A 22,976-nucleotide genomic window follows, 5' to 3' on the forward strand; every position below is an offset into this window, starting at 1 on the left:
TCACCGGATTCCCCGTCCTCGGAGTCATATGCGCACCGGCGCGCACCAGGGCCGGGCCCGGCCGTCGCCTGGTGCCCGCAGCCGTACGGGACAAGGGCCGGGCCGGCGGGCAGGGGCGACTGGGACAGAGCGCGCGGAGCCGCCTCCGGTCACCCGGACTCGACCACGCGAAAGCGCTGCGCGACGACGAGAGTGTCGTCGCCCATGACCGGAGTGCGGCCCAGCAACGCACGTACGCCCTCGCTCCGGAAGAACACTTCGTGCGCCGCTCGCCACTCCGCGACATCGGCGTAGCCACGCCCCTCCGATCGCGCGAAGTCGTCGTCCACCTCCTTCAGGGGAACGACCCGCACGTCGACGAGTTCGATCGTCACGGCCCGACGGCCCTCGGAGTCGAGCACGGAGAAACGCCGGCCGACTTCCGGTACTGGCTCACCGGCGTGCGCGTAGAGGTCGAGCAGGCCCGTGAGCGCGGTCTTCTCGCCACTCAGGATGGCCGCCACGCCACGGTCACGTTCCGGCCCGGGGAAGGCGAGTTCAAGTGTGGGAAGGTCCATCGGGAGATGGTACGGCCCCGCTCGCGGGCGCGGTGAACAGCGCCCGGACCGTTTCCGCGGCGGTCTCACGCAGCCAGGTGTGGGCACGGTCGTCGTCGAAGCGCTGGTGCCACAGCAGATACAGCGGGACGTCCGGCATCGGGAGTGGCAGCGGCAGAGTGAGCAGACCCAGCTGGTCCCGGGCCGGGCGGGTTACGGCGTCGGGAAGGGTGACGAGCAGGTCCGTACCGAGCGCGAGGCGCAGAGCGAAGTCGGTGGTGGGCGCGGCGGCGATGATTCGGCGTGCGTCGCCGCCGCGCGCGCCGAGGGCATCGTCGATCTGGTCACGCAGGCGTCCGCGCCGCGAGACGGTCAGATGGTCGGCGGCCACGTAGCGCTCCAGGCTCAGCGGGCCTTCGGCGAGGGGGTGACCCGGGCGGACCGCGACGACCAACTGGTCCCTGCCGAGGAGACGGTGACGGATGTCGGGGAGCGTCGGCCGGCTGGAGCTCGATTCGAGATCGACCTCACCTCGGCGCAACTCGGGGGTGTCCGCGCCGGGTTCGGCCGGAAAGCGCAGCTGGACACCCGGGGCCTGCCGGTGAACGGTGGTGATCAGGGCCATTCCGCACGCGGCCATCAGGGCGTCGTGCCAACGGACGGTGAACACCCTCTCGAGGCCAGCCAGATCGAGTTCCTGCCGCGCGGACATGAGTTGGTGTGCCTGCTGCACGAGAGCGTGCACCTGCGCGCGCATGGCCAGCGCCCGGGTGGTGGGGACCATGCTGCGGCCGGTGCGGACGAGTATCTGATCACCGGTGACCTTGCGGATGCGGCCAAGGGAACGGCTCATGGCCGGCGCGGTGACGTGGAGTCGGGCTGCCGCGCCGGCCACGCTGCCCTCTTCGAGCAGGGCGTCCAGTGCCGTGAGCAGATTCAGATCCAGTTGCATGACGGTAACTCTATGAGTAAATAGCATGCACTTGTTGATAGTTGGCGAGCCGCCTACCTTCGAAGTGCGGGTGCGGGACAAGCCGCCCCGCATCCACCGAACCGCAGGGGAGCCCTCCATGAACACAGCCATGCCTTTTGACGTGGACCGGACGCTCATGTCCGACGTGACGGCCGCGGTGAAGGCCGCCGGCCTCATACTGCGCGACCGCCACACCTCGCACGCCCGAGGTGTGAGCCTGGATGGGATCGTCGACGAGATCCATGCCAACGACCGTGCCGTACTCGACGTGCTGCGCGAGCCGCTGCTGCGGGCCCGGCAAGGATCGCTGTGGTCCGAGGACGAACTGGCCGGCGGCGCTCTCCCGCCGGGGGAGTGGTGGGTGGTCGACCCTGCCGAGGGCAACATCAACCACGTCCACGGGATGGACGACTGGGCCGTCACCGCCACGTTGGTCCGCGACAATCAGCCGGTACTCACCGTCGTGCACCTGCCGTTGACCGGTGACACCTACACCGCTGTCGCCGGCGGCGGAGCCCGTCTCAACGACCGGCCCCTTGCGGTGTCCGCCAAGACCGACCTCGGCGCCGCGCTCACCGGCACCGGGCAGGCCAAGCCCGGCGAGGACGAGCACACGTTCCGACGGATCGGTGACTCCGTCACCGCCATGCTCGTCAACGGCCTCGTCGTGCGCGTGTCGGTGCCCGCGACGATGCAGCTCATCCACGTCGCCGCCGGACGCATGGACGCCTTCTGGCAGTTCTCCGACGTGCGCTCGGGCCTGGTGGCCGGTGCGCTGCTGGTCGCCGAGGCCGGAGGTACCGTCACCGACCTGGCGGGCGAACCCTGGAGCACGGCCAGCGGTGATTTCCTGGCCGCCGCGCCCGGCATCCACGCGGCCGCCCTCAAGGTGCTCGCGCCGATCGCCTGATCACTCCCCCTTCCACCTCCCCTCGTGCCCCCGTCCCGTACCACCAGCACAGTGAGGTCCACACCGCCATGACCACCATCGGCATCCTGGGCGCCGGCCGCGTCGGCACCAATCTCGCCGACAAGCTCGCCGCCGCCGGACACCACGTCATCCTCGGGCAGCGTGGGCCGGTGAAAGAGACCGAGGTGACCGCCCAAGGCGCAGTCCCCCGGGTCTCCTTCGCCGATCAGCGCGCCGCCGCCCGGGCCGAGGACGTCGTGATCAACGCGACGCCCGGCGACAGCGCCCTTGACCGCCTGTCCGGCCTGCGCGGCGAACTCGCCGGCAAAATTCTCATCGACGTCTCCAACGCCACCCACGACGCCGCAGACGGCCTGCCCGGCGACCTGTGCTACCCCGGCAGCAGCCTCGCGGAGCACTTGCAGGCGGCCCTGCCCGACACTCACGTGGTCAAGACGCTGAACACCATGCTGTTCATGGTCATGACCGCCCCCGACACGCTGACCACCCCACCGACCGCCTACCTCTCGGGCAACGACGGACCCGCGAAGCAGACCGTCGCCCGTCTGCTCGGCGACCTGGGCTGGCAACCCACGTGGATCGAGGACCTGGGCGACATCACGACGGCCCGCGCCACCGAAGCCATGATCCTCGTCGTTCCCCATGTCCTGCGCCGTAACGGCTTCCAGCCCTTCGCGGTCTCCCTCGCCCGCTGAACCGCCGGGGCTCGGGCGGGCGCCGAGACCGCTTCCGGCGCCCGTGGAACCTTGATCGGGCGTCAGGGTGGCTGGAGTCAGGCGGCGTCAGGTCAAGACAGCAGACCGGCCAGGGCGGCGTGGTCGTGATAGTCGCGCGACCACACGACCTGTCCGTCCCGGACGCAGAGCACGGCGATGTTGTGCGTGCTCACGCTTCTGCCGTCTGTCGTCCGGGTGACGTCGTTGTCCCACTCGCACACGACGACCTGCGGTTCCGCCGTCTCGCGCACCTCGATGTTCCGAGGCGAAAGCGCCACCGGCGCCGTGCTGAACCCGGCGAGGTGCTGCTCGATCTCGGCGCGGCCGGTCAGTACCACCTCCGTCGGCTTGGCGAACGGCTGCCGCACCACCGCGTCCTCGGCGTACAGGCCGATCATCGTCGCCAGGTCCCGATCGGCGAGCGACTTCAACAGAAGCTCGAACACATCACGGGGACCAAGAACCGTGTTGTCGGGCATGATGACCTCCAGAAGCTGGAATCGGAGTGGTTACTCCGTTTCGAACGTTACGGAGTGGTGACTCCGCTTGTCAAGGAAGGTTCTCGTGTCTCCCCGAGCCGACGCCGCACGCAATAGGTCCGCCGTTCTCCAGGCCGCCGACGAGGTTTTCGTCGAACACGGCGTCGCGGCGTCGACGGAGGAGATCGCCCGACGGGCCGGAGTCGGGATCGGCACCGTCTTCCGGCACTTCCCGACGAAGGAAGTGCTGCTCAAGGCGGTGTACGAGCAGCGCATCGAGCACCTGGCCGGCCGCGCCCTGACCGCCGGGACGGACGATGCTCCGCCGAGCTGGTTCCGGGACTTCTTCACCGACGCCGCCATCGCATCGCCCGAAAAGCTGATCCTCGCCGACGCCCTGGGGGATCTGCGGATGGATGCCGATCCCGAGGCCATGGGCCGGCTGCGCTCGGCCGTCGGCGGCCTGCTCCGGCGCGCCCAGGTCGCCGGGATCGTCCGCCAGGACGTGTCGTTCGACGATCTGATCGCCCTGCTGATCGCGGCCGGCCGGGCGGCTCAGGTCACAGCGGACGCGCGGACCCGTACCCGCCTGATCGACGTCATCCTCGACGGCCTCGAACCCCGCGGGTAGCCACCTCGACGAACTCGCCCCGGCGTGGGTGGGTCAACTGTGGCGCTGATATGAGTTTTTCGGCTGGATGAGCTGTTTCGGTGCGGAGTAGGTGTCGGGTTTTCTCACGTCAGGAAAGAGGGGTGGGAGACCAGATGCGCAGGCCTGGGCGTACCGCCAGGAAACTTCCTGACTCGGGTCTCGCCCAAGTCTCGCTCGAACAGGATCAGCTCAGGCGCTGGTCGAGATATCCCCCGTGGAGAGGAACTCTCTTATGAAGAGCAAGCTCAACAGGATCGTGGCCGTGTCCGTCACCGTACTGGCACTGGGAAGTGCCGCCGCCCCTGCTTACGCGGACGTCGCTACCGGCGGACGTTCCACGGGTGTCGTCTCCGGACACCACCCCTTCGTCGCCGGCCGCTGGGCGGGCTTCGCGAGCACCTCCCACGTCCACACCGCTCGCAAGGGATTCGGCTGGGCCACCTCCACCGCGGTGGGCGGCGGCGAGAGCCACCTCGTCGTCATTCGCTGACGTCGGTAAGCCGGTAAGCCGAGTAAGTCGGCAGCCCGGTAAGTCGGTAGGCCAGTAAGTCGGTAGGCCGGTAAGTCGGTAGGCCGGTAAGTCGGTAAAGGTATCGCCCGGCGCGGCGTCTCGTATCGTCGCCGCGCGCCGCCGCAGCGTCCCTTCCTTGTCGTCTCCCCGTCGGCCGCACCAGCGGCCGGAGGCCCGGGGGACGGTCATCACGACCGTCCCCCGGGGGCCACCGCAGCCCGCGCCCCTCCCACCCCCTGTTGCAACCGGCCCCCTGCTCCTTGACGGCTCCTTCCCCGTTGTGTGAGCGATCGATGACAACGGGCGGTACGCCCGATGTGTGCTGGTTCGCTGCATGCATGAACAGCAACCATTCCGGTTCGACCGGCCACCGTTCCGCCCTCCGTCCCGCCCCCCACCCTGCCCACCGGACCCCCGCCGTCTCACTCGCCGTGTCGCGGGCGCAACCGCTCTCGCCGCCGTGCTCGGCGTCGCGCTGGTCGGCTGCGGCGGTCAGGACGAGGACTCGGGGCGCAGCGCCGGCCAGGCGGCAGCGCAGTCCAAGCCGGGCTCCGGCGGCAACGGCACGAAGGTGCTGTGGGTGGGAGACTCCATCGCCGGCGCAGACGCCCCCGCCCTGAGGCCGGAGGGGTGGAAGTCAAGGACGCCTCGTCCGACGGCGGCGGCCGGGCCATCCCACCGCGACGGCCGGGTCGGGAGTGGTGGACCTCTACCTTCCGGTGCCGGTGGCCAGGATGAACGGTGGTGGCCTCGGCGTGACCCAACTCGTCTGCACCGTCGCCAACGCCGTCGTCCCCGGCGGCAAGCAGCCGTCCGCCGTGGACGTACGCGTCCACGAGGCGGCCACCCCCGGCATCTGGACCGTACGGTGCAACGCGTCCGGCAACGTGCAGTCGGTGCCGGACGCGTCGTAGGGCGTGGCCTCCGTCCCGGCGCGCGGCGGAGGCCCGGGGCGGTTCTTCCGGTCAGGCCTGGTCGGGACGGCCGTTCCAGTCGAGGCAGACGACCATGGCGTCGTCGTCGGCCTCAATGGGACCGCGGTGGCCGGCGAGTTCTTGCAGCACGGCGCGGGGGACCTGGGAGGCGGGCAGGAGGCGGGTGCTGGTGAGGGCTCGCATCAGGGCCTTCTCGCTGTAACGCTCCCCTGCCGGGGAGGCGACGTCATAGACGCCGTCGCTGACGAAGACGAGCCGGTCCCCGGGCTCGACCTGGAAGGACTCGGTTGTGTAGGGGGTGTCCTCGAACATGCCGAGCGGCATCTGCGCCTCGAAGTGGATCTGTTCGGCCTTCCCTTGGCGCAGACGCCACATGCGGGGGGAGCCCGCGTCGACGATCTGGGTCCGTCCCGTGTCGAGGTCGAAGCGGAGCAGCAGGGTGGAGAGGTGCGCGTGGCCGTGGTAGTGGCCGTAGACGGCTTGGTCGGCGAGGCATGCCTGGTCGGACAGGGACAGACCGGCCCGGCGGGCGTTGCGCAGCGCGTTGACCGCCAGGTTGGTGAGAAGGGCGGCTTCGATGCCTTCCCCCATGCCGTTGGTGATGACCAAAGTGAGGTGGTCGGCGGAGGAGGACCAGTCGAAGTTGTCGCCGTAGATCGCGTACGCGGGCTCCAGCTGGGCTCCGATCTCGTACTCCGGGCGGGAGCAGGAGCGGCCGGGCAGCAGTTGCCACTGCATTTCGGCGGCCAGGGTCAGGCGGTTGGCGCGCCGCGCCTGGAGGTAGACGTCGGTGTCGCGCTCACCCACGACGATCTCGTGCCCGAGCACTTCGGCGATGTCGCTGAGCTCCTGCTCGGCCGGGCCCTCGTAGCTGTCGCGCGGCAGCACCACGGCGAGCACGCCGATGCGGTCCCCACGCACGCTGACGGGCAGATGGACGGTCAGCAGGCCAGCGCGCTCGTCCGTCACGACGTAGGGTTGCTGGGCACCGAACGCTCGCCCCGGGGAGCTGGTGTGGACAGGGATCGGTTCGGCGGTGTAGGGGAGCTCGCTGACGGGTTGCAGTATGGTCATCGCGTAGTCGGCCATGAGCAGGTCGACGGAGACGGCTCCGTAGTGCGTGGCGAGAGCGTCCTGCACCGCTTGCAGCAGAGCGTGCGGCGCCGCCTGGCGCAGCGCGCGTTCCGCCGCCGTGAATCTGTCCACCGTTCGGATACCGCCTATTCAGGATGAAGATGAAGACGCAGAGGAGCGGGAGGGTCTTTTTGTGCCTCAGCGACTGCCAAGACGGCTGAAGACCGTGCCTGTGGAGAGCGGACACTTCGACGAGGGCTCGGCCGGCCGCCCTGAAGCGGCCGCGTTCGCCGCCCGCGAGGCGATCGAGGTGCTTGAGGTGCTGTGGGGCCAGAGCAGGGACCTGGCGCCGACCGCTCCAGTGTCGACCTCTCAGCTGCGGGTTCTGTACATTCTCGCGGACAACGACGGCATCAATCTGCGCGCCCTCGGCGAAGAGCTGGGTTCGGCCCCCTCGTCGGTCAGCCGCATGTGCGACCGTCTCCATGCGCTCGACTTCATCGAGCGAACGCCCAGTTCGGCCAGCCGACGGGAGGTCGAACTGCGCCTGTCCGGCAAGGGGACGCGCTACCTCAAGGACCTGAGGGCGCGCCGTGAGGCCTCGCTGGCCGAGGTGGTAGCCGGGATGACGCCTGCCGAGCGGTCTGCCTTCGCGCAAGGGCTCGCCTGCTTCCGGTCGGCGGTGCTGCGCGAGAAGGACGCCACCCGAGACGCCACCCGGCACGTACGCGGCGAATCGGCGGGCACTGCTTGACGCCGCCGCACAGGCCCACGCCCATCAGTTTCACAGTTGTCAGTCCTCCACGGCGGCTCGGGGCGCACGTGCGACCGCGGCCGCGTCTAGAGTGCGGCTCCGCATCATTGTTGTCAAATGGCAAGTGTTGCCTAGGGGAAACTGTTCGAAGGGGCGGTCCCGGGGTGATTGGCCGTACGTCTTCGTCGCGCCGGGTCGCCCTTCTCCTTGGGCGTGCGGCTGCGGTTGGCGGCCGGTTCCGGCGCGACGAGTTCCATGCGCGGATGATGACACGGCCCGGCGTCCCCCGTGGCGAGCGCCGACGCCCGGCCGCGCCGCCCTGTCCGGCGCCCCCGGGGATGGGGATTTCCGGCGGCGGCCAAGGCCTTTGTCGAGTCGTGGGAGGGCGGGCCTTTCCCGTTCGCTTCACCCGTGCGTATATTTGCCACACGACAACAGTTGGCGGGCGACGCGTATCCGGCTCAAGAGCCTGAGCGTCCCTCCCCACAGGCAGGCTGACGAAAGGGATCCGGGTGGGTATCAGCGAGACCGCGGTACGCCGACGTGTGGGGAAGGCGTTGCGGGCGAACGCCGACACGGTAGCCGACCGATGGGTGGAGCTGCAGCTGGCCCAGGACGAGTTGAGAGCGGGTATCGGCGAGCGCGAACTGCGTGAAGAGGCCGACGCGCTCGTCACCGCCCTCGTCGCGGGGCTGGACACCGCCCTTCCCGTGGCCCAAGTGGTGAACGCGCACGAGGAGTTGCGCCGGTCGGTGATCGACCTCTCGCTGCGGCGGGCCCGGGGCGGCGCGACGCCGACCGCGACGTCGCTGGCCGTCCTGGCCCTCAAGGAGGCCGTGCTGGAGTCGGTTCAGGGCGCGAGCGATGACGCGGCCGAGCTGTTCGCGGCCGTCCTGCTGGTCAACCGGCTGCTGGACGCGGCCGGGGCGCTGTCGTTCGACACCTATGTCGAGGGCCGGGAAGAGATCATCCGCCGGCAGAGCCGGCAGCTCCTTGAACTGTCGACGCCGGTGGTGCGCCTGTGGCGGCATGTCCTGGCCGTGCCGCTCATCGGCACCCTCGACACCGCGCGTACGCAAGTCGTGATGGAGAACCTGCTACAGGCGATCCAGGAACACGAGGCGCAGGTCGCGATCATCGACATCACCGGGGTTCCCACCGTGGACACCGCGGTGGCCCAGCACCTGATGCAGACCGTCAACGCGGTGCGTCTGATGGGCGCGGACTGTGTCATCAGCGGCATCCGGCCGCCGATCGCGCAGACCATCGCGCAACTCGGCATCGACCTGTCGAAGATCCTCACGCGTGCAAGCCTGGCCGACGCCCTGTCCGAGGCGATCAAACTGACGTCGGATCCTGTCCGTCAGGCGGTGGTGCGTCGGTGAGGGAGCAGCGGACGGGCGGGGTCCCGATCCTGCGTCTGGGCGACGTCCTGATCACCGGGCTGCTCAACGAACTCGACGACAAGTCCGCTCTGGCCTTCACCGACGAACTCACGCACCGCATATCCGAGGAGGAGGCACGCGGTGTCCTGATCGACATCTCACGGCTTGAGATGATCGACTCCTTCGTGGCGCGCGTGCTGATGGAGATGACCTCCATGGCACGCCTGTTGGGAGCCCGGGTCATCGTGGCCGGACTGCGGCCCGCCGTGGCCATCACCCTGGTCGAACTGGGACTGGAACTCGACGGGGTCGAAACAGCTCTGAACGCGGAACAGGGCATGGCGGCACTCGGATGGCACCAGCAGCCCCCGGGAGGGGCGGACCATGACCCAACTCGCTGACCGCACCACCGCGGCCGCCCCTGTGCGGACGCGGGAGCAGAACCCGGCGCCCGAACTCCAGGTGCTGAGCACGGAAGAGGATCTGCTGGCGGTCCGGCACGCCGTGCGCGCGGCCACAGTGAGAGCGGGCTTCGGCATCATCGACCAGACCCGCGTCGTGACGGCCGCAAGCGAACTGGCACGCAACGCCTATATCCACGGCGGGGGCGGGACCCTCACCATCGAACACCTCAGCCGGGCCGACGGTACAGGACTGCGCCTGACCATAAGCGACGACGGCCCCGGCATCCCCGACCTCGACGCCGCGCTCGCCGACGGATTCACCACCGGCGCGGGACTTGGCCACGGACTGGGTGGCGCGCGTCGGCTCATGCACGACTTCGAGGTGCGTACCGAGGTGGGGAAAGGCACGACCGTGATCGTCGCCCGGTGGACCGACCAATGACACCGCCTCCCACCGCCGCAGCCCATGTCCGTATCGACCACCACAGCGCGGTGCACATGGCGGCCGCCGCCGCCCGCTCGCTCGGCGAGCGGTGCGGGCTGCCCGGCGCGCTCCCGGACCAGGCGGCGGTGCTCGCCTCCGAGCTGGCCAGCAACATCGACAAGCACGCCAGGGACGGGGCCCTGTACATCCAGCCCCTCGCGCTGGGCCGCGGCGTGGAGATCCTGGCCGTGGACCGGGGCCCGGGCATGCCCGAACTGGAACGCTGCCTGACCGACGGATACACCACCGTGGGCACCCTGGGAGCGGGGCTCGGCGCGGTCAGCCGCATCGCGAGCGACTTCACGATCCGTACCCAGGTCGGGACGGGCACCTTCGCGTGCGCGCGCCTCACCCGTCCCGATGACCCGGCCGAAGCCCGCCAGAGCACTGCCCTGGTGTGTCTGCCCGCCGACGGCGAGGAGCACTGCGGAGACGCCGGCGCGGTGATCGACAACGGCAGCACCCGTACCGCGGTGGCCATCGACGGCCTGGGCCACGGGCCCGAAGCCGCCGAAGCCGCCCAGGGCGCACTGCGTACCTTCCGGGCCGCCGCCGCGCGCCCGCTGCCCGACATCCTCGCCACCTTGCACCGAGCCCTGCGCCACACCCGCGGCGCCGCCGTCGCCGCTCTGCGCCTGGAGGGCGAACGCGCCCTGTACTGCGGGATCGGCAACATCCGCGCCGTGGCCCTGTCCCACGAAGGCGTCCACCACCGGCTGACCGGACAGCCAGGCGTCGTGGGATGGCGCATGCCCACGCCCCAGACCCACGCCATTCCGCTGCCGGCGGGCACCACGGCCGTCCTGCACACCGACGGCATCGACGCCCGCTGGACCCACGCCCCCTCCCTGTTCACGCTGCGCCTGCCCCCGCAGCTGCTCACCGCCTGGGTGACGCACAACTACCGCAGCTCCCGCGACGACGCGACGGTCCTCGCCGTCAGGCCCCTCCCGAGGCACCCATGAACGGCACCTTCAGCGCGCTGCCCGCCCTGCGCAGGGCGGTGCGCCGCGCCGCGCAACGCTACGGACTGCCCGCCGAGGTCCGCTCCCGCCTCGTGCTGTCGGTCGCCGACGTGGCCGCACCGGAGTTCGCCGCCCGGCGAACCGTCACCTTCGTCACCGACGTCGAGACGGACCGGGACGGCGGGACGCCTGTCATGGCCGCCACCCTCACCGCGCCCCACACCCTCGGCCCGCTCATCGCCACGGACCTGCCCCTGCCCCCCGCCCCCACGACGCCGGCGACGTCCGTGACCTGGCGCGTCCCGCTGGCCAAGGAGGGCGCGCCCCAGCGCCTCGGCCGCCCCCAGCCGGGCAGCGCCCCGCAGAGCGAGGCGGAGGCGCTGGATGAGGAACTGCGCGCGACCCTCGCCCACGCCGACGTCCTCATGGCCGAGCACCGCCGCCTCAAGCACGAACTGGCCGAAACCAACGGCGGCGTCCTCGCCCTCTACGTCCAACTCGAGGAACGCGACGAGCAGTTGCGCCAAGCACACGGGTCCATGCTGAAGGAACTCGAAGACGCGCTGCGGCCCGCGCCCCTGCGAGTCGAGGGCCTGGAACTGGCCGTCCACTACGAGCCGGCCGACCCGCACGCCCCCACCGGGGGAGACCTCTACGACTGGTTCACCCTGGCGGACGGAACACTCCACGTCACCATCGTCGACGCGCTCGGCCACGGGGTGCGCAGCACCAGAAGCGCCCTCGACGTCACGCACGCGGTCCGTACCCTCGCGCTCGAGGGACATCCGCTGCAATCCATCCTGGGGCGCGCCCACGACCTGCTCACGCCACTGGACCCGGCCCTGATGGCAACAGCGCTCCTCGCCCGGATCCACCCCGCCACCGGCGAGGTGCAGCTGGCCAACGGAAGCCACCCGCCGGCTCTGCTGCTCCAAGCCGGGGGCAGCGCCCGCTACCTGCAAGTACCCGGCAGAGGCGTCGGCTTCCCCATGCCCGGCAGCGAACGGGTCCTGCGGACCCGGCTGGACCCGGGCGATCTGCTCATCCTGTACACCGACGGCCTCACCGAGAGCCGTCGAAACCCGCTCGAAGGCGAAGAACGGCTCGTCGCGTCGGCACGCAGGCACGCCGAGAAGCCACTCGCCGCGATCCCGGCCGCGATCGCCGCCGAGATGCACACCGTCGTCCTGCACCCCGACGACACCCTCGCCCTGGCCATCCGTATACCGAGACCACCGCACGGAACGCCGCGGTGAAGCGGGCGGGCCATCGTGCGCCCGGGTCCGCGGAACCCGCCGGACCGGGCCCCGCGCCGTCCGCCCGTCGCCGACATCGGCCGCCGGATACGATTGCCGGGCGGCAACACTCCCCATGGACGTTCCTGACCGGTGGACTCCCGCCGGGAAGTGAGGAAGATGGGGTGCGGTCGATGAACACACAGCGATGGTCCGGCCCGCCCGGGGCGAGGCTCGCTCGTGTACGGGAAAGAAGGCCATGAACAGGCACCCGGCAGGCTGGCTCGGCCTCGCGGAAAACGCCCTTCGCCAGGCGCCCCCGACGGCCCTGCTGGCCACGACGCGCTCGCTGCTGGCCCAGTACGTACAAGCCAGGAACGTGACGCTGCTGCTGGCAGACTACGGTCTGACCGTCCTCCAGCCCGTGACCCACCTGCCCCACACCGGCGAGGCGGCAACCATCCGGGACGGCAGCGCCGCCGGCCGCGCCTTCACCGCCGAAGCACCCGTTGTCGAAGTCACCGAAGAGCCGGACATGGTGCTGGTGCATGTACCGATCACGGTACGAGGCGACCGGCTGGGCATTGTCTCCATCCGCCTGCCCGAGTCGGCGATCCAGGGCGCTTCGGGCGTGCTGGATCTCGCGGCCTTCGCCACCGCCCTGGGACACGAGCTGCTGGTCGCGGAGCGCGACACCGACCTCTACCTCCAGGCGCGCCGTCGGCGACGCCTCACGCTCGCCGCCGAGATGCAGTGGCAGCTCCTGCCGGGGCGCGGTTTCGCGCGGGAGGAGTTCACTCTCGGCGCCCACCTGGAGCCGGCCTACGCCGTGGGCGGTGACAACTTCGACTGGAGCGTCACCGACGACGCGCTCACCATCACGGTCACCGACGGCCAGGGCCAGGGCATCCAGGCGGCCCTTCTGACCAACCTCGCGGTCAACGCCCTGCGCAACGCACGCCGCGCCGGCATGTCCCTCGAGGACCAGGCATGCCTCGCCGACCAGGCGGTCTACGGTGAGTACGTGGGCAGGGTGTCGGCCCCCACCCTGCTGCTGCGCATCGAGCTGGCGACCGGCCGGACGGATGTCGTGGACGCCGGATCTCCTCAACTGTTCCGCATGCGCAGTGGCGTTGTGGAACGCGTCCAGCTCGACGCCCAGCTCCCGCTCGGCATGTTCGAAGAGACCCAGTACCGCGTGGAGCGGTTCTCCCTCGACCCCGGCGACCGGTTGATCATTGTCAGCAGTGGCGTCCACGCCGCCCAGAACGCCGGCAGCGATCCCTTCGGCGAACAGGCGCTGCGGGAGACCATCGCCGCCGCTCGCGGTGGTTCGACCCATGAAACGGCGCGGGCCGTGGTGGACGGGCTTATGCAGTACCACGGGGGCGAGGAACTCGCCGCCGACGCGGCGGTCGTCTGTCTGGACTGGCGAGGAAAGCAACCGTCGGCGAATTGAGCGTCAGGCCTGGGTTCAGGGCTCGGGAACCGCGGCCTCCTCGGCCTCCACGGCTTCCGTGAAGGCCCGCAGCCCCGCGAGGAGCGCTCCTCGTTGCGCCACGGTCACCCGCTGGAGAATGTCGCTGATCGCCGTGAGGCGGCGTTCGGACAAGACCTCCAGCATTTCCCGGCCGGACGCCGTGAGCGTCAGCTCGATCTCGCGGCGGTTGGCCGAGGTGCGCCGGCGGTCGAGGAGCCCCGCCGCCTCCAGCCTGTCGCACAGCCTGCTGGCCGCGGGAGACGTGGCCCCGATGCGTTCGGCGAGGCCGGTGAGATTGATGCCCGGATACCGGCGGGCGACCGACAGAGCCTCCAGTTGGAGGGCGGAGAGGCGGGGGACCGCCGTCTGCGCCGCCCCGTTCCAGGCCATGACCAACGCCTCTGCCGCTTCGGACACCTGCCGGGCGACAGCGTGCAGGGAATCGCTGTCCGAAGATCCCGCACGGTCCATGTGGCCGTCTCTCCCACTGAGCAGGTGCACGTCCCCTTCAGGGGCTCATCGCTCTCGTCAACAGGCGCTCCCCGAGCGGTCTCCACCCAATATGCCCCTGCTGAGGAATCCATGCCTGTTCACGTCGATTGCCGCACGGTCGAAGCGTGCGCCGCGCCCGTCAGGTGAAATTCCGCCACGCGCCCGCCGGACACGCTGCTCGTGCGTATGTCCCCATCGGGCCATCGCAAACGTACGCGCGGTGCTTCGTCCTGGAAGCCGGACGGTCGGGGCTCCCCTCTCACCGCGACCGGCACGCACCGCCCCTCCCGCGGCCCAGGGGCTCGGCGGCCGCAACGGCCGATCACAGCGTCACCAGGGTTCCTCGCTCGCGCCCGGCCGCGGCCGGGACGCGAACGGGTGCGACATGGCTTGGCCGGCGCGGAGCCTGAGGGCCAGGAGCGGGAAGACGAGGACGGACACCATGGCCGCGCCGACCAGGGCGGCGGCTTCGCCGGTGGTGATGGTTTTGTTGTCAAGGCCGAGTGTGGTGATGGCGACGACGAGGGGAAGGCAGGTGGAGCCGTGCAGGAGCAGGGCGGTGCGGTCCCTGCGGGACAGGTCGCGCGGGGCCAGTAGGTAGAGGGGCGTGCCACGGACCAGCAGGAAGAGGAGGAGGAAGGCGAGCAGAAGGGCGAGAGGGCGGCCGTCGTCGAGGAGGGCGTCGAGATTGAAGTCGATTCCGGTGACGATGAAGAACAGCGGTACGAGGAAGCCAAAGCCCATCGCCTCGATCTTGCCCAGCACCTCCGTGCTGCTGCCGGGCGCGGCGCTGCGCAGGATCAGGCGGGTGATCACCCCTGCGGCGAAGGCGCCGAGCAAGGTGTCGAGACCGAAGGCATGGGACAGGCCGAGCATGGCGGCGAGCACGAGCATCACGTAGCGGACGGCGAACTGGCCGCTGCTGTGCAGGGTCTTGTCGATGATGTGGGAGAACCAGGGCGGGCGGGGCCGCAGGGCCCAGAAGACGGCGCCCGCGGTGACGGCGGCGAAGGCCAGGAGCAGTGCGGTGGATGCCCCGGGCTTTCGGCCGCTGAGGAGCAGAGCCATGGCGATGACGGGGCCGAACTCTCCTACGGCGCCGAAGGCGAGGACTGTCGTGCCGAACCGGCTGTGCAGGTCGCCGGAGTCGCGCAGGATCGGCAGGACGGTGCCGAGCGCCGTACTGGTGAGCGCGGTGCCGATGACGAAGCTCTTGGCGGCGGTACCGCCGGTGAGGGCAAAGGCGATGCCGAGCCCGACGCCCAGGGAGATCACCCATGCGCTGATCGAGCGGCGCAGGGTGTCACCGCGGACCGCCGCGAAGTCGAGCTCATACCCGGCGAGGAAGATCAGCATGGTCAGACCGAGGTCCGACAGGGTGTCGATGACCTGGTCGTGATGGGCCCAGCCGAGGACGTCAGGGCCGATCAGGATGCCCAGCGCGATCTCGAAGATGACCAGCGGGACCGAGAGCCGGCGGCGGAGGCCGTAGGCGAGCAGGGGCGCAAGGACGGCGATGGCCATGATCAGGATGAGCGTCCCGGGCTGCGACATGCCTCGTATCTAAATGGCATCGGGCACAACGGACAACTTGAGTGCTGAGGCTCGCGCGGGTGTTTTGCCGTGATTGACCAGCGTGAAGGCCGGCAGGACTCACGTGGTTCGCCAACCGGAGCCGTGCGCGGACCTGTCAGGGGCTGTGTCGTGTCATGGCGGAAAGGGCCGCGACGACACCCGGCGGGGTCACGGTCGTGTACGGCGGGTACGGTGACCGTTCACAGTCGGCGGCGAGGTGGACCACGGTGCGAGAAGATCCGCGCGACCACGGACGGTTGGCCGGCCTCTCCCCGGCCGCGGTGGCGCTGGCCGCCCGCTGCGAGCCGAAGGTGAACGAACTGGCCCGGCGCATGGCGCGTGAGGTGTTCGAGCAACTGCGCGGGTACTCCGGCTTGCCCGCCGACGTCAAAGACGTGGAGATCGCGGCGACGGCCCGGCACGCGATGCGGTCGTTCCTGCGTGGCACCGACGGGGGAGCGGCCCCGGACGCGCTGGAGCACTTCCAGGAGCGTGCCGCCCAGCGCGCCGAAGAGGGCATGCCGCTGCATCTGCTGCTGCGCACGTACGGCCTGGGCGTGCGGGAGCTGTGGCGGGTGTTGCGGGAGGCTGCCGCCCCCGAGGAGCAGGACGCCCTGGCCGAGCTGGCCGAGGCGCTGTTCACCGCGGAGGACCGAGTCGTGGGCGCCGTAACCGAGAGCTACCTCGATGAGCAGGCCGCTCTCGTCGCGGAACGGCAGGAGCAGCGCCGTTCTCGCGCCCGTGCCCTGCTCGAGGGAGCCAGGCATCCGGACGACCCCGTGGTGGCCGGGCCCACGCTGGTGCTGTACACGCACTTCACGGAGCCGACGCCCTCCGGTGAGCGCTCGCCGGTGGCGGTACGGCGTTTGCTTCGTCGAGTCCAGACCGCACTCGACCGGGCGTTCGGCGCCGAAACCCTCGCTCTGCTGGATGGCGGGGGCGGCCATGTCGTCGTCCCCGGATGCGGCGAAGCACCCCCGCGGCTTCTCGACGCACTGCGCGAGGCGGTGGGCCCGGAGGTACGGCTGGCCTGTGCCCGGGCACAGTCGGCGCGGGACATTCCGGCGGTCGGCCGTCGAGTGACGGAGGTGGTCCGCGTGGCCCGGGCGTGCGGCCGGCCGGCAGGCCTGCACCGGCTCGACGACGTCCTGCTGGAGTACCACTTGTCCCGGCCGAGCGACGCGAGCGACGGGATCGCGGCCCTCCTCACCCCGCTGGACGGCCGCCCCGAACTCCTCCAGACCCTCCGCATCCACCTGGGTCGGCGACAGGACCGCCGGGCCACCGCGCGCGTGCTGCGCCTCCACCCCAATTCGGTGGACAACCGGCTCACCCGGATCCAGGAATTGACCGGCCTCGACCTCGGCTCACCAAGGGACACGGCACTGGCACTCGCGGCCCTGTCCGTGCGAGCCGCCGACGCTACGGGGTGACGATCGCGAAGTCGGGATCGGGCGCGTCCAGTAGTCCCGCGAAGGTCAGCAGCGCCTGAGCGTCGCCGTCGAGCGCCACCCCGCCGCCCGCGATCTCGGCGGCGAACGTCGTGCGGCCACCCAGGACCGCATCGAGGGTGGTACGCGCCAACCGCAAGGTGGCGACGGGCCGTTCGCCGCGCGGTGCGTCACCCCGCATGGGGGTCAGCGCGCCGTTGGACAGCAGCAGGGTCCAGTTCTCACCGGTGTCGGTGAACTCCCAGCGCAGCACCAGCCGTCCGGCCCCGGCGGCGCGCGGCCCGTTCAGCCGTACCGCCATCGACTGGAAGATCTGCTCGACGGTGAGCGCCGCCAGGATGTCCGGCGCCGAACGCGTCGGGGTACCGAGGATGCCCTCTCGCAGCTCGGCGGCGCCCATGAGGTAGAAGTTGCGCCACGGGCCGCACTCGGAGCCCTGCCCGATCCGCTCGAACGTCTCGGCCTGAAGAGCGCGCGCCTTGGCGTGTTCGGGTTCGGCGAACAGGACGTGGCCCAGCACTTCCGCGACCCACCGCAGATCCCCCGCGTCGTAGGACGCACGCGCCTTGGCGACGACAGCGTCGGCGCCGCCCATGAACTCCACGTACCGGCGGGCGGCCTCCGTCGGCGGGTGCTGCCACAGGTGGGCGGGGTTACCGTCGAACCAGCCCATGTACCGCTGGTAGACCGCCTTGGCGTTGTGACTCAACGAGCCGTAGTAGCCCCGGGCGTGCCAGGCGCGCTCCAGGCCGGGAGGGAAACGCAGCACTTCGGCGATCTCCGCGCCCGTGTGCCCGGCGTTGATCAGCCGTACGGACTGGTCGTGCAGGTACGCGTAGGCGTCGCGCTGCTCCTCGAGGAAGCGGACGGCGCGTTCCTGTCCCCAGGTCGGCCAGTGGTGGGAGCCGAAGACGACGTCGGTGTCCGTGGCGAACAACCGGATCGTCTCGGTCAGGTAGCGGGCCCACGCGCTCGGGTCACGGACCAGGGCGCCGCGCAGGGTGAGGACGTTGTGCAGGGTGTGGCAGGCGTTCTCGGCGGCGCACAGCACCCGCAGGGGAAGTGGAAGTTCATCTCCGCCGGAGCCTCGGTGCCCGGAGTGAGCTGGAAAACGATGCGCACCCCGTCGATGGTCTCCTCCTGACCGGTGCGGGTGACGTCCAGGGTGGGTGCGATCAAGCCGACGCTGCCGGTGGACGTGGTCTGCCCCAGACCGCACCCGATCTGTCCGGCGGGCCCCTTGGGCAGCGACGCCCCGTACATGTAACTGGCCCGGCGCGCCATGGCCGTACCGGTGAAGACGTTCTCGCTCGCCGCGTGTTCGAGGAATCCGACCGGCGCGATGACCGGCACCCGCCCGGCCGCCACTTGGGCCGCGTCGACGACGCCACGCACTCCGCCGAAGTGGTCCACGTGGGAGTGCGTGTAGATCACCGCTGTCACTGGCCGCTCGCCGCGGTGCTCGCGGTACAGGGCCAGCGCGGCGGCCGCGACCTCCGCGCTGATCAGCGGGTCGACGACGATGACGCCGCGTTCGCCCTCCACGAAGGAGATGTTCGACAGGTCGAGGCCGCGCACCTGATAGATCCCGGGGACCACCTCGTACAGCCCCTGCCGCGCCACCAGGCGGCTCTGCCGCCACAGTGAAGGGTGCACGGTGGGCGGACAGCCATCGTCCAGGAAGCCGTAGGCGTCGGCGTCCCAGACCAAGCCTCCGTCCGTGTCGGTCACCCTGCCGGGCTCGAGCCGGCCCAGAAGACCGCGGTTCGCGTCGGCGAAGTCCTGATCGTCCTCCCAGGCCAGACGGTGGTCCCTGGGCGCCTGCTCGTTGCCTTTCATACTCATCGATGTTCACGGCCCCGGGCGGAAAACACCCGAGGACACGTCACAGAGAAGCCGCTGACACGTCACACCAGGAGCCGGGGCCGGAACCGCAGCGCCGGACGCCAGGCGGTGGCCGCGCGCGAGCTGGTGATCAGTCTCCGCGTCGAGCCGGTGTGGCCTTCGGCATGTGGAGAGACTGTGATGCCCGGGGCGGTGAGGGGAAGGAGATTGGCCTGAACTCAGGGAGGTCGCTGTGGAGCGTGATCGGATCGGACTTGGCGACGTGCTGGCAGCGGCGGAGGCCGCGGCGCCCGTGCGCTCGCTCGATGTCGTAGCGCAGAATCTGCGGGAGCGGTTCGGCGCGCGCTATGTGTCGTTCCTGTTCGTCGACGTTGTCGGCAGGCGCCTGCTGCGAGTCAACGAGGAGGGAACGGCACCTCAGGAACGTGGCGCCGACAGGGTTCCTCTGGACGGCAGCGTCTACAACGAGGTCCTGCGCACCCAGAAGGTGGTGGCGGTGGCGAACGGTGCCCGTGAGCAGCGGGTGTTCGCGCCGGTCTCCAACCGCGGCGACGCGATAGGGGTGCTGGAGGTACGCCTGGACCACGTCACCCAGGACGTCCTGGACCAGGTCGAAGAGGTCGCGCACGCGCTCGCCTACATCATCGTCACCGATCGCCGCTTCACCGACCTGTATCACTGGGGGAACCGCACCGCCTCCGTCACCCTGGCCGCGGAGATCCAGCGCCAGCTCCTGCCGTCGGCGCCCTCGTGCGAGTCCGCCGAATTCTCCCTCGCCGGCGCCCTGGTCCCCGCCTCCGACATCGCGGGTGACACCTACGACTACAGCCTCGATGAGAACACGCTGCACCTGTCCATCACCGATGCCATGGGCCACGACGTCGACGCCTCTCTCATGGCCACCCTCCTGGTCAACGCCTCCCGCGGCGCCCGCCGCGCCGGCTTGGATCTCGCTGAACAGGCCCGCCGGACACACCTGGCCCTGCTCGAACACGGTCGCCGCACCTTCGCCACCGGTCAGCTGCTGCGCATAGCCCTGGACGAGAGCAGAGCCCAGCTCGTCAACGCAGGCCACGTCTGGCCGCTGCGGTTGCGCGACGGCGCGGTCGAGGAAGTCAAACTGCACGTCAACCTCCCCTTCGGTGTTCCGGTGCAGGGCGCTTTTGACGTACAGGACCTGGATCTGCGTCCCGGTGACCGCCTCATACTCCTCACCGATGGCATGCAGGAACGTCAAGCGGCAAGCGTCGACTTGCGCGGTCTCATGCGCGACACCGCCACGGAGCATCCGCGTGAGGTCGTGCGGACCATGGTCGCGGCGGTCAGCGACGCCTGCGACGGCCAGGTGCAGGACGACGCCACCGTGCTGTGCCTGGACTGGCACGGTCCTCGCACCCCGTAAAGCACGCCGCCGCCGGCACGGTCAAGTCCCGTGTATGCGGGTGTGATGGGACTCGTGGCTGCGGGTACGGGTCGAGCCATGGGATCTTTGAGTTCGCCGTTGCTGCTGGTGCTGTTCCTCGCGAGTGCGGCGGTGATCTGGTACGCGGGCATCAAGCTGTCCGACACGACGGATGTGCTGTCCGAACGGCTGCGCCTGGGCAGCGCGTTGGGCGGGCTGATCCTCTTGGCCATCGCGACGAACCTCCCGGAGATCGCCATTACCGTGAGCGCCGCCATGAGCGGGCAGCTCGATGTCGCGGTCGGCAACATCCTGGGCGGTATCGCGCTACAAACCGTGGTCCTGGTGGTGCTCGACGCTGCCGGAGTACGCCCTCGCGCCCCGCTGACCCGGCTCGCGGCCAGTCTGGTCCTGGTCCTTGAGGGTGTCCTGGTGATCGTCGTGCTGGCCGTTGTCGTGATGGGCACTCAGTTGCCCGGCGACTTGTCGTTCGCCCGTCTCGACCCCGCCTCCTTGGCCATCGGCGCGCTGTGGATCGTCGGGCTGCTGCTGGCGAACCGGGCGGGCAAGAGCCTGCCGTGGCACGCGGGCGGCGACGCCCCGGACGCCCAGCCGGAGCCGCGCGGCCACTCCAAGGGAAAGAAGGAGAAGTCCGCCACCGCCAAGGGCGTCGGCACCACTCGCGCCGCTCTCGTCTTCGCCGCCGCCGCCCTGGCGACACTGGTCGCCGGCGTGGTCATCGAACGCAGCGGCGAGGAGTTCTTCGGCCGGCAGGGCCTGTCCGGGATTCTGTTCGGTGCCACCGTGCTGGCCGCGGCCACCTCCCTGCCGGAGGTCAGCACCGGCCTGACCTCGACGAAACTGGGTGACTACCAACTGGCCATCAGCGACATCTTCGGCGGCAACGCCTTCCTTCCGGTTCTGTTCCTGCTGGCCACCCTGATCTCGGGCAAGCCGGTTCTGCCCGCCGCCCACCACACCGACATCTACCTCACCGCCCTGGGCGCCGTCCTTACCAGCGTCTACGTAGCCGGACTCATCTTCAGGCCCCGACGCCAGTATCTGCGGATGGGAATCGACAGCCTCGCCGTCGTAGTCATGTACGCCGCGGGCATCGCCGGACTCGCCACCATCAGCGGTTGACCGGTGCCCCGCGGAGGCCGGCCTCGCCGATGCTCACCGAGCCACCCGTCGAACCACCACGCCCGTGTCGAGGCGTGTCGCGTCGCCTGACTGGCCGAGTACGTACTGACTCCTTGGCGCCCTCAACGCACTGCCGACCGGGCTCCACCATCCTGTCCCGACGGGCTCGACCATCCAGTCTGCTGCGGCGGACGATAGCCTGCGTGTCATGACCCACGTGCAGACACCAACACCCCGGGCCGCGCTCGAGATGCTGCTGGCCGGCAACCAGCGGTTTCTGACCGGCCTGCCCGAGCATCCCAATCAGGGTGCCGCTCGTCGTACCGAGGTCGCACCCGGCCAGAATCCGTTCGCCGTCCTCTTCGGATGCTCCGATTCCAGGCTGGCCGCCGAGATCATCTTCGACCGGGGCCTCGGGGACTTGTTCGTGGTGCGCACGGCCGGGCACGTCATGGGCCCGGAGGTGCTGGGGAGTGTCGAGTACGGCGTGAGCGTGCTCGGGTGTCCCTTGGTCGTGGTGCTCGGTCACGACGCGTGCGGCGCTGTGGCGGCCGCCCGCGCCGCCGTCCAGGACGGCACGACGGCCGTCGGGTACGTCCGTGATGTCATCGAGCGGGTCACTCCCAGCGTGCTGGCCTCGCATGCGGCGGGCCACACGCAGGACGAGGAGTTCATCGCCGAGCACATACGGCACACCGTGGACCTGTTGTTCGACCGTTCCAGGGTTCTCTCGGACGCGGTGGCCGCGGGCAGTACCGCGGTGGTGGGCCTGTCCTACCGGCTGGTCGACGGTACGGCGCGTCTGGTCACCGCGAGGGGCGTGGAGGTGCCAGAGAACGTCGCCTCCTGATCCTTCCGGTAAACCCGCCGTACCAGCCGATCCGGGTGGCGTCGCGCAAGCAGGGCAAGCAGGGGATGAGAAGGGAGCACACCGGTTCGTCAGGCAGAAGCCGCTCCGGCCGTGTCGTCGTAGACGAGGAGGCCGTCGTCGCGCAGGCGCACGCCGGCGGTCGGCCGATGCGGGGTGAGCCTGCCATCGGGCATCAGGTGGAGAACCGGTACGCCTCGGGCCAGCACCGTGAAGTCCGCGATGATCCTGCGGTGGCAGCGCCACCAGACGGCCTCGCTGCACATGACAGCCGTCCGGCGCAGGGCGGCCTGCGGCAGGAGATCGTCCATCGCGCTGAGGAAACGAGGGTCACGCGTGTAGCCCGCGTACCCCCGGAAGGATTCGTTGCGCCACACCACGTCAGGTGAATCGGGGGAGGCGGTGCGGAAACCGCCCAGGTCTTTATCCCACCGGTACTCGACGCCATATCCCGGCAGCCATCGAGCCAGTTCCTCGCGCATCACGTCGGGGTTGCGCCGACTGCCGGGCGCGGTACGGACGTCCACCACGGACTCGATCCCCGCGCCCAGGAGCAGGGCGGCCAGCTGATCGCGAGTCGTCGTGCTGTGACCGAAGCTGATCAACGGGTGAGCCGACACACCTCTCATGCTTGCAAAAAAGCGCGTAAGGCGCAGCGCGAGGGGCTGACGCCCGCAGGGGCCACT

General features: G+C 70.1%; 23 protein-coding genes and 1 pseudogene. 16 read left to right on the forward strand and 8 right to left on the reverse strand.

Annotated features, from left to right (window positions below; all coding sequences use genetic code 11):
* Positions 1 to 149: 149 nt before the first annotated feature.
* Both ABR738_RS36555 and ABR738_RS36560 read right to left on the reverse strand, forming a co-directional pair.
* Positions 150 to 557, reverse strand: a complete 408-nt coding sequence (locus ABR738_RS36555) for an ASCH domain-containing protein (RefSeq protein ID WP_350234299.1) — start codon at positions 555 to 557, stop codon at positions 150 to 152.
* The gene (locus ABR738_RS36560) at positions 538 to 1,488 is read right to left on the reverse strand and encodes a LysR family transcriptional regulator (RefSeq protein ID WP_350234300.1); all 951 of its coding nucleotides are present in this window, start codon (positions 1,486 to 1,488) and stop codon (positions 538 to 540) included. The genes ABR738_RS36555 and ABR738_RS36560 overlap by 20 nt, the downstream gene beginning before the upstream one ends.
* A 118-nt stretch (positions 1,489 to 1,606) precedes the next feature.
* Here ABR738_RS36560 and ABR738_RS36565 point away from each other — a divergent pair, with 118 nt between their 5' ends.
* A complete protein-coding gene (locus ABR738_RS36565; protein ID WP_350234301.1) occupies positions 1,607 to 2,419 on the forward strand; it encodes an inositol monophosphatase family protein in 813 nt (270 codons plus the stop codon).
* A gap of 68 nt (positions 2,420 to 2,487) precedes the next feature.
* Positions 2,488 to 3,135, forward strand: coding sequence for an NADPH-dependent F420 reductase (locus ABR738_RS36570; protein ID WP_350234302.1), 648 nt, complete (start codon positions 2,488 to 2,490; stop codon positions 3,133 to 3,135).
* A gap of 92 nt (positions 3,136 to 3,227) precedes the next feature.
* Here the strand turns inward: ABR738_RS36570 and ABR738_RS36575 are convergent, their stop codons facing one another.
* The gene (locus ABR738_RS36575; RefSeq protein ID WP_350234303.1) at positions 3,228 to 3,635 is read right to left on the reverse strand and encodes a nuclear transport factor 2 family protein; all 408 of its coding nucleotides are present in this window, start codon (positions 3,633 to 3,635) and stop codon (positions 3,228 to 3,230) included.
* 85 nt (positions 3,636 to 3,720) lie between these two features.
* Here ABR738_RS36575 and ABR738_RS36580 point away from each other — a divergent pair, with 85 nt between their 5' ends.
* From ABR738_RS36580 to ABR738_RS36590, 3 genes are all read left to right on the forward strand, one after another.
* A complete protein-coding gene (locus tag ABR738_RS36580) occupies positions 3,721 to 4,266 on the forward strand; it encodes a TetR/AcrR family transcriptional regulator (RefSeq protein ID WP_350234305.1) in 546 nt (181 codons plus the stop codon).
* A 253-nt stretch (positions 4,267 to 4,519) separates the two neighbouring features.
* Positions 4,520 to 4,777, forward strand: a complete 258-nt coding sequence (locus tag ABR738_RS36585) for a hypothetical protein (protein ID WP_350234306.1) — start codon at positions 4,520 to 4,522, stop codon at positions 4,775 to 4,777.
* Between the two features lie 722 nt (positions 4,778 to 5,499).
* Positions 5,500 to 5,712 carry a hypothetical protein gene (locus ABR738_RS36590; protein WP_350234307.1) on the forward strand — a complete coding sequence of 71 codons (213 nt, stop codon included), beginning with the start codon at positions 5,500 to 5,502 and terminating at the stop codon, positions 5,710 to 5,712.
* Between the two features lie 51 nt (positions 5,713 to 5,763).
* On the opposite strand, the gene ABR738_RS36595 is transcribed toward ABR738_RS36590, so the two are convergent.
* Entirely contained in the window at positions 5,764 to 6,939 is a 1,176-nt protein-coding gene (locus ABR738_RS36595; RefSeq protein WP_350234308.1) for a PP2C family protein-serine/threonine phosphatase, read from the reverse strand.
* Between the two features lie 100 nt (positions 6,940 to 7,039).
* Here ABR738_RS36595 and ABR738_RS36600 point away from each other — a divergent pair, with 100 nt between their 5' ends.
* The 7 genes from ABR738_RS36600 (at position 7,040) to ABR738_RS36630 (ending at position 13,493) form a co-directional block, all read left to right on the forward strand.
* Entirely contained in the window at positions 7,040 to 7,561 is a 522-nt protein-coding gene (locus tag ABR738_RS36600) for a MarR family winged helix-turn-helix transcriptional regulator (protein ID WP_350234889.1), read from the forward strand.
* A gap of 512 nt (positions 7,562 to 8,073) precedes the next feature.
* Complete coding sequence (locus tag ABR738_RS36605) at positions 8,074 to 8,946, forward strand: STAS domain-containing protein (RefSeq protein ID WP_350234309.1); 873 nt, start codon at positions 8,074 to 8,076, stop codon at positions 8,944 to 8,946.
* Positions 8,943 to 9,347 (forward strand): STAS domain-containing protein, encoded by a 405-nt coding sequence (locus ABR738_RS36610; RefSeq protein WP_350234310.1) that lies wholly within the window; start codon positions 8,943 to 8,945, stop codon positions 9,345 to 9,347. Before ABR738_RS36605 ends, ABR738_RS36610 begins: the two co-directional genes overlap by 4 nt.
* Positions 9,331 to 9,792, forward strand: a complete 462-nt coding sequence (locus ABR738_RS36615) for an ATP-binding protein (protein WP_350234311.1) — start codon at positions 9,331 to 9,333, stop codon at positions 9,790 to 9,792. The genes ABR738_RS36610 and ABR738_RS36615 overlap by 17 nt, the downstream gene beginning before the upstream one ends.
* Positions 9,789 to 10,799: a SpoIIE family protein phosphatase gene (locus ABR738_RS36620; protein ID WP_350234312.1), complete on the forward strand. Its 1,011-nt coding sequence runs from the start codon at positions 9,789 to 9,791 to the stop codon at positions 10,797 to 10,799. The genes ABR738_RS36615 and ABR738_RS36620 overlap by 4 nt, the downstream gene beginning before the upstream one ends.
* The gene (locus ABR738_RS36625) at positions 10,796 to 12,055 is read left to right on the forward strand and encodes a PP2C family protein-serine/threonine phosphatase (protein WP_350234313.1); all 1,260 of its coding nucleotides are present in this window, start codon (positions 10,796 to 10,798) and stop codon (positions 12,053 to 12,055) included. The genes ABR738_RS36620 and ABR738_RS36625 overlap by 4 nt, the downstream gene beginning before the upstream one ends.
* A 238-nt stretch (positions 12,056 to 12,293) precedes the next feature.
* Complete coding sequence (locus ABR738_RS36630) at positions 12,294 to 13,493, forward strand: PP2C family protein-serine/threonine phosphatase (protein ID WP_350234314.1); 1,200 nt, start codon at positions 12,294 to 12,296, stop codon at positions 13,491 to 13,493.
* Positions 13,494 to 13,508: 15 nt separating this feature from the next.
* Here ABR738_RS36630 and ABR738_RS36635 read toward each other — a convergent pair whose 3' ends face one another.
* Both ABR738_RS36635 and ABR738_RS36640 read right to left on the reverse strand, forming a co-directional pair.
* Positions 13,509 to 13,985: a MarR family transcriptional regulator gene (locus tag ABR738_RS36635; protein WP_350234315.1), complete on the reverse strand. Its 477-nt coding sequence runs from the start codon at positions 13,983 to 13,985 to the stop codon at positions 13,509 to 13,511.
* Between the two features lie 351 nt (positions 13,986 to 14,336).
* On the reverse strand, positions 14,337 to 15,560 hold the full coding sequence (locus tag ABR738_RS36640) for a cation:proton antiporter (RefSeq protein ID WP_350234316.1): 1,224 nt from the start codon (positions 15,558 to 15,560) through the stop codon (positions 14,337 to 14,339).
* A 248-nt stretch (positions 15,561 to 15,808) separates the two neighbouring features.
* Here ABR738_RS36640 and ABR738_RS36645 point away from each other — a divergent pair, with 248 nt between their 5' ends.
* Positions 15,809 to 17,014: a PucR family transcriptional regulator gene (locus tag ABR738_RS36645; RefSeq protein ID WP_350234317.1), complete on the forward strand. Its 1,206-nt coding sequence runs from the start codon at positions 15,809 to 15,811 to the stop codon at positions 17,012 to 17,014.
* Here ABR738_RS36645 and ABR738_RS36650 read toward each other — a convergent pair.
* Positions 17,004 to 18,871 (reverse strand): annotated as a pseudogene (locus ABR738_RS36650) (alkyl/aryl-sulfatase). The gene ABR738_RS36645 and the pseudogene ABR738_RS36650 overlap by 11 nt on opposite strands.
* Positions 18,872 to 19,109: 238 nt before the next feature.
* Between ABR738_RS36650 and ABR738_RS36655 the strand changes: the two are divergent.
* From ABR738_RS36655 to ABR738_RS36665, 3 genes are all read left to right on the forward strand, one after another.
* On the forward strand, positions 19,110 to 20,279 hold the full coding sequence (locus ABR738_RS36655; RefSeq protein WP_350234318.1) for a PP2C family protein-serine/threonine phosphatase: 1,170 nt from the start codon (positions 19,110 to 19,112) through the stop codon (positions 20,277 to 20,279).
* A 78-nt stretch (positions 20,280 to 20,357) separates the two neighbouring features.
* Positions 20,358 to 21,422 (forward strand): sodium:calcium antiporter, encoded by a 1,065-nt coding sequence (locus ABR738_RS36660; protein WP_350234319.1) that lies wholly within the window; start codon positions 20,358 to 20,360, stop codon positions 21,420 to 21,422.
* Positions 21,423 to 21,630: 208 nt separating this feature from the next.
* On the forward strand, positions 21,631 to 22,272 hold the full coding sequence (locus tag ABR738_RS36665; protein WP_350234320.1) for a carbonic anhydrase: 642 nt from the start codon (positions 21,631 to 21,633) through the stop codon (positions 22,270 to 22,272).
* 89 nt (positions 22,273 to 22,361) lie between these two features.
* Here ABR738_RS36665 and ABR738_RS36670 read toward each other — a convergent pair whose 3' ends face one another.
* The gene (locus ABR738_RS36670; protein ID WP_350234321.1) at positions 22,362 to 22,910 is read right to left on the reverse strand and encodes a DUF488 domain-containing protein; all 549 of its coding nucleotides are present in this window, start codon (positions 22,908 to 22,910) and stop codon (positions 22,362 to 22,364) included.
* Between the last annotated feature and the right edge of the window lie 66 nt (positions 22,911 to 22,976).

The sequence above is a fragment of the Streptomyces sp. Edi4 genome (assembly GCF_040253615.1).
Lineage (GTDB): Bacteria > Actinomycetota > Actinomycetes > Streptomycetales > Streptomycetaceae > Streptomyces.

Bases quoted from the DNA above. Each gene is read 5' to 3' on its own strand.
- ABR738_RS36555 (WP_350234299.1), bottom strand. From the start codon at position 557: ATGGACCTTCCCACACTTGAACTCGCCTTCCCCGGGCCGGAACGTGAC.
- ABR738_RS36560 (WP_350234300.1), bottom strand. From the start codon at position 1,488: ATGCAACTGGATCTGAATCTGCTCACGGCACTGGACGCCCTGCTCGAA.
- ABR738_RS36565 (WP_350234301.1), top strand. From the start codon at position 1,607: ATGAACACAGCCATGCCTTTTGACGTGGACCGGACGCTCATGTCCGAC.
- ABR738_RS36570 (WP_350234302.1), top strand. From the start codon at position 2,488: ATGACCACCATCGGCATCCTGGGCGCCGGCCGCGTCGGCACCAATCTC.
- ABR738_RS36575 (WP_350234303.1), bottom strand. From the start codon at position 3,635: ATGCCCGACAACACGGTTCTTGGTCCCCGTGATGTGTTCGAGCTTCTG.
- ABR738_RS36585 (WP_350234306.1), top strand. From the start codon at position 4,520: ATGAAGAGCAAGCTCAACAGGATCGTGGCCGTGTCCGTCACCGTACTG.
- ABR738_RS36615 (WP_350234311.1), top strand. From the start codon at position 9,331: ATGACCCAACTCGCTGACCGCACCACCGCGGCCGCCCCTGTGCGGACG.
- ABR738_RS36620 (WP_350234312.1), top strand. From the start codon at position 9,789: ATGACACCGCCTCCCACCGCCGCAGCCCATGTCCGTATCGACCACCAC.
- ABR738_RS36625 (WP_350234313.1), top strand. From the start codon at position 10,796: ATGAACGGCACCTTCAGCGCGCTGCCCGCCCTGCGCAGGGCGGTGCGC.
- ABR738_RS36630 (WP_350234314.1), top strand. From the start codon at position 12,294: ATGAACAGGCACCCGGCAGGCTGGCTCGGCCTCGCGGAAAACGCCCTT.
- ABR738_RS36635 (WP_350234315.1), bottom strand. From the start codon at position 13,985: ATGGACCGTGCGGGATCTTCGGACAGCGATTCCCTGCACGCTGTCGCC.
- ABR738_RS36640 (WP_350234316.1), bottom strand. From the start codon at position 15,560: ATGTCGCAGCCCGGGACGCTCATCCTGATCATGGCCATCGCCGTCCTT.
- ABR738_RS36660 (WP_350234319.1), top strand. From the start codon at position 20,358: ATGGGATCTTTGAGTTCGCCGTTGCTGCTGGTGCTGTTCCTCGCGAGT.
- ABR738_RS36665 (WP_350234320.1), top strand. From the start codon at position 21,631: ATGACCCACGTGCAGACACCAACACCCCGGGCCGCGCTCGAGATGCTG.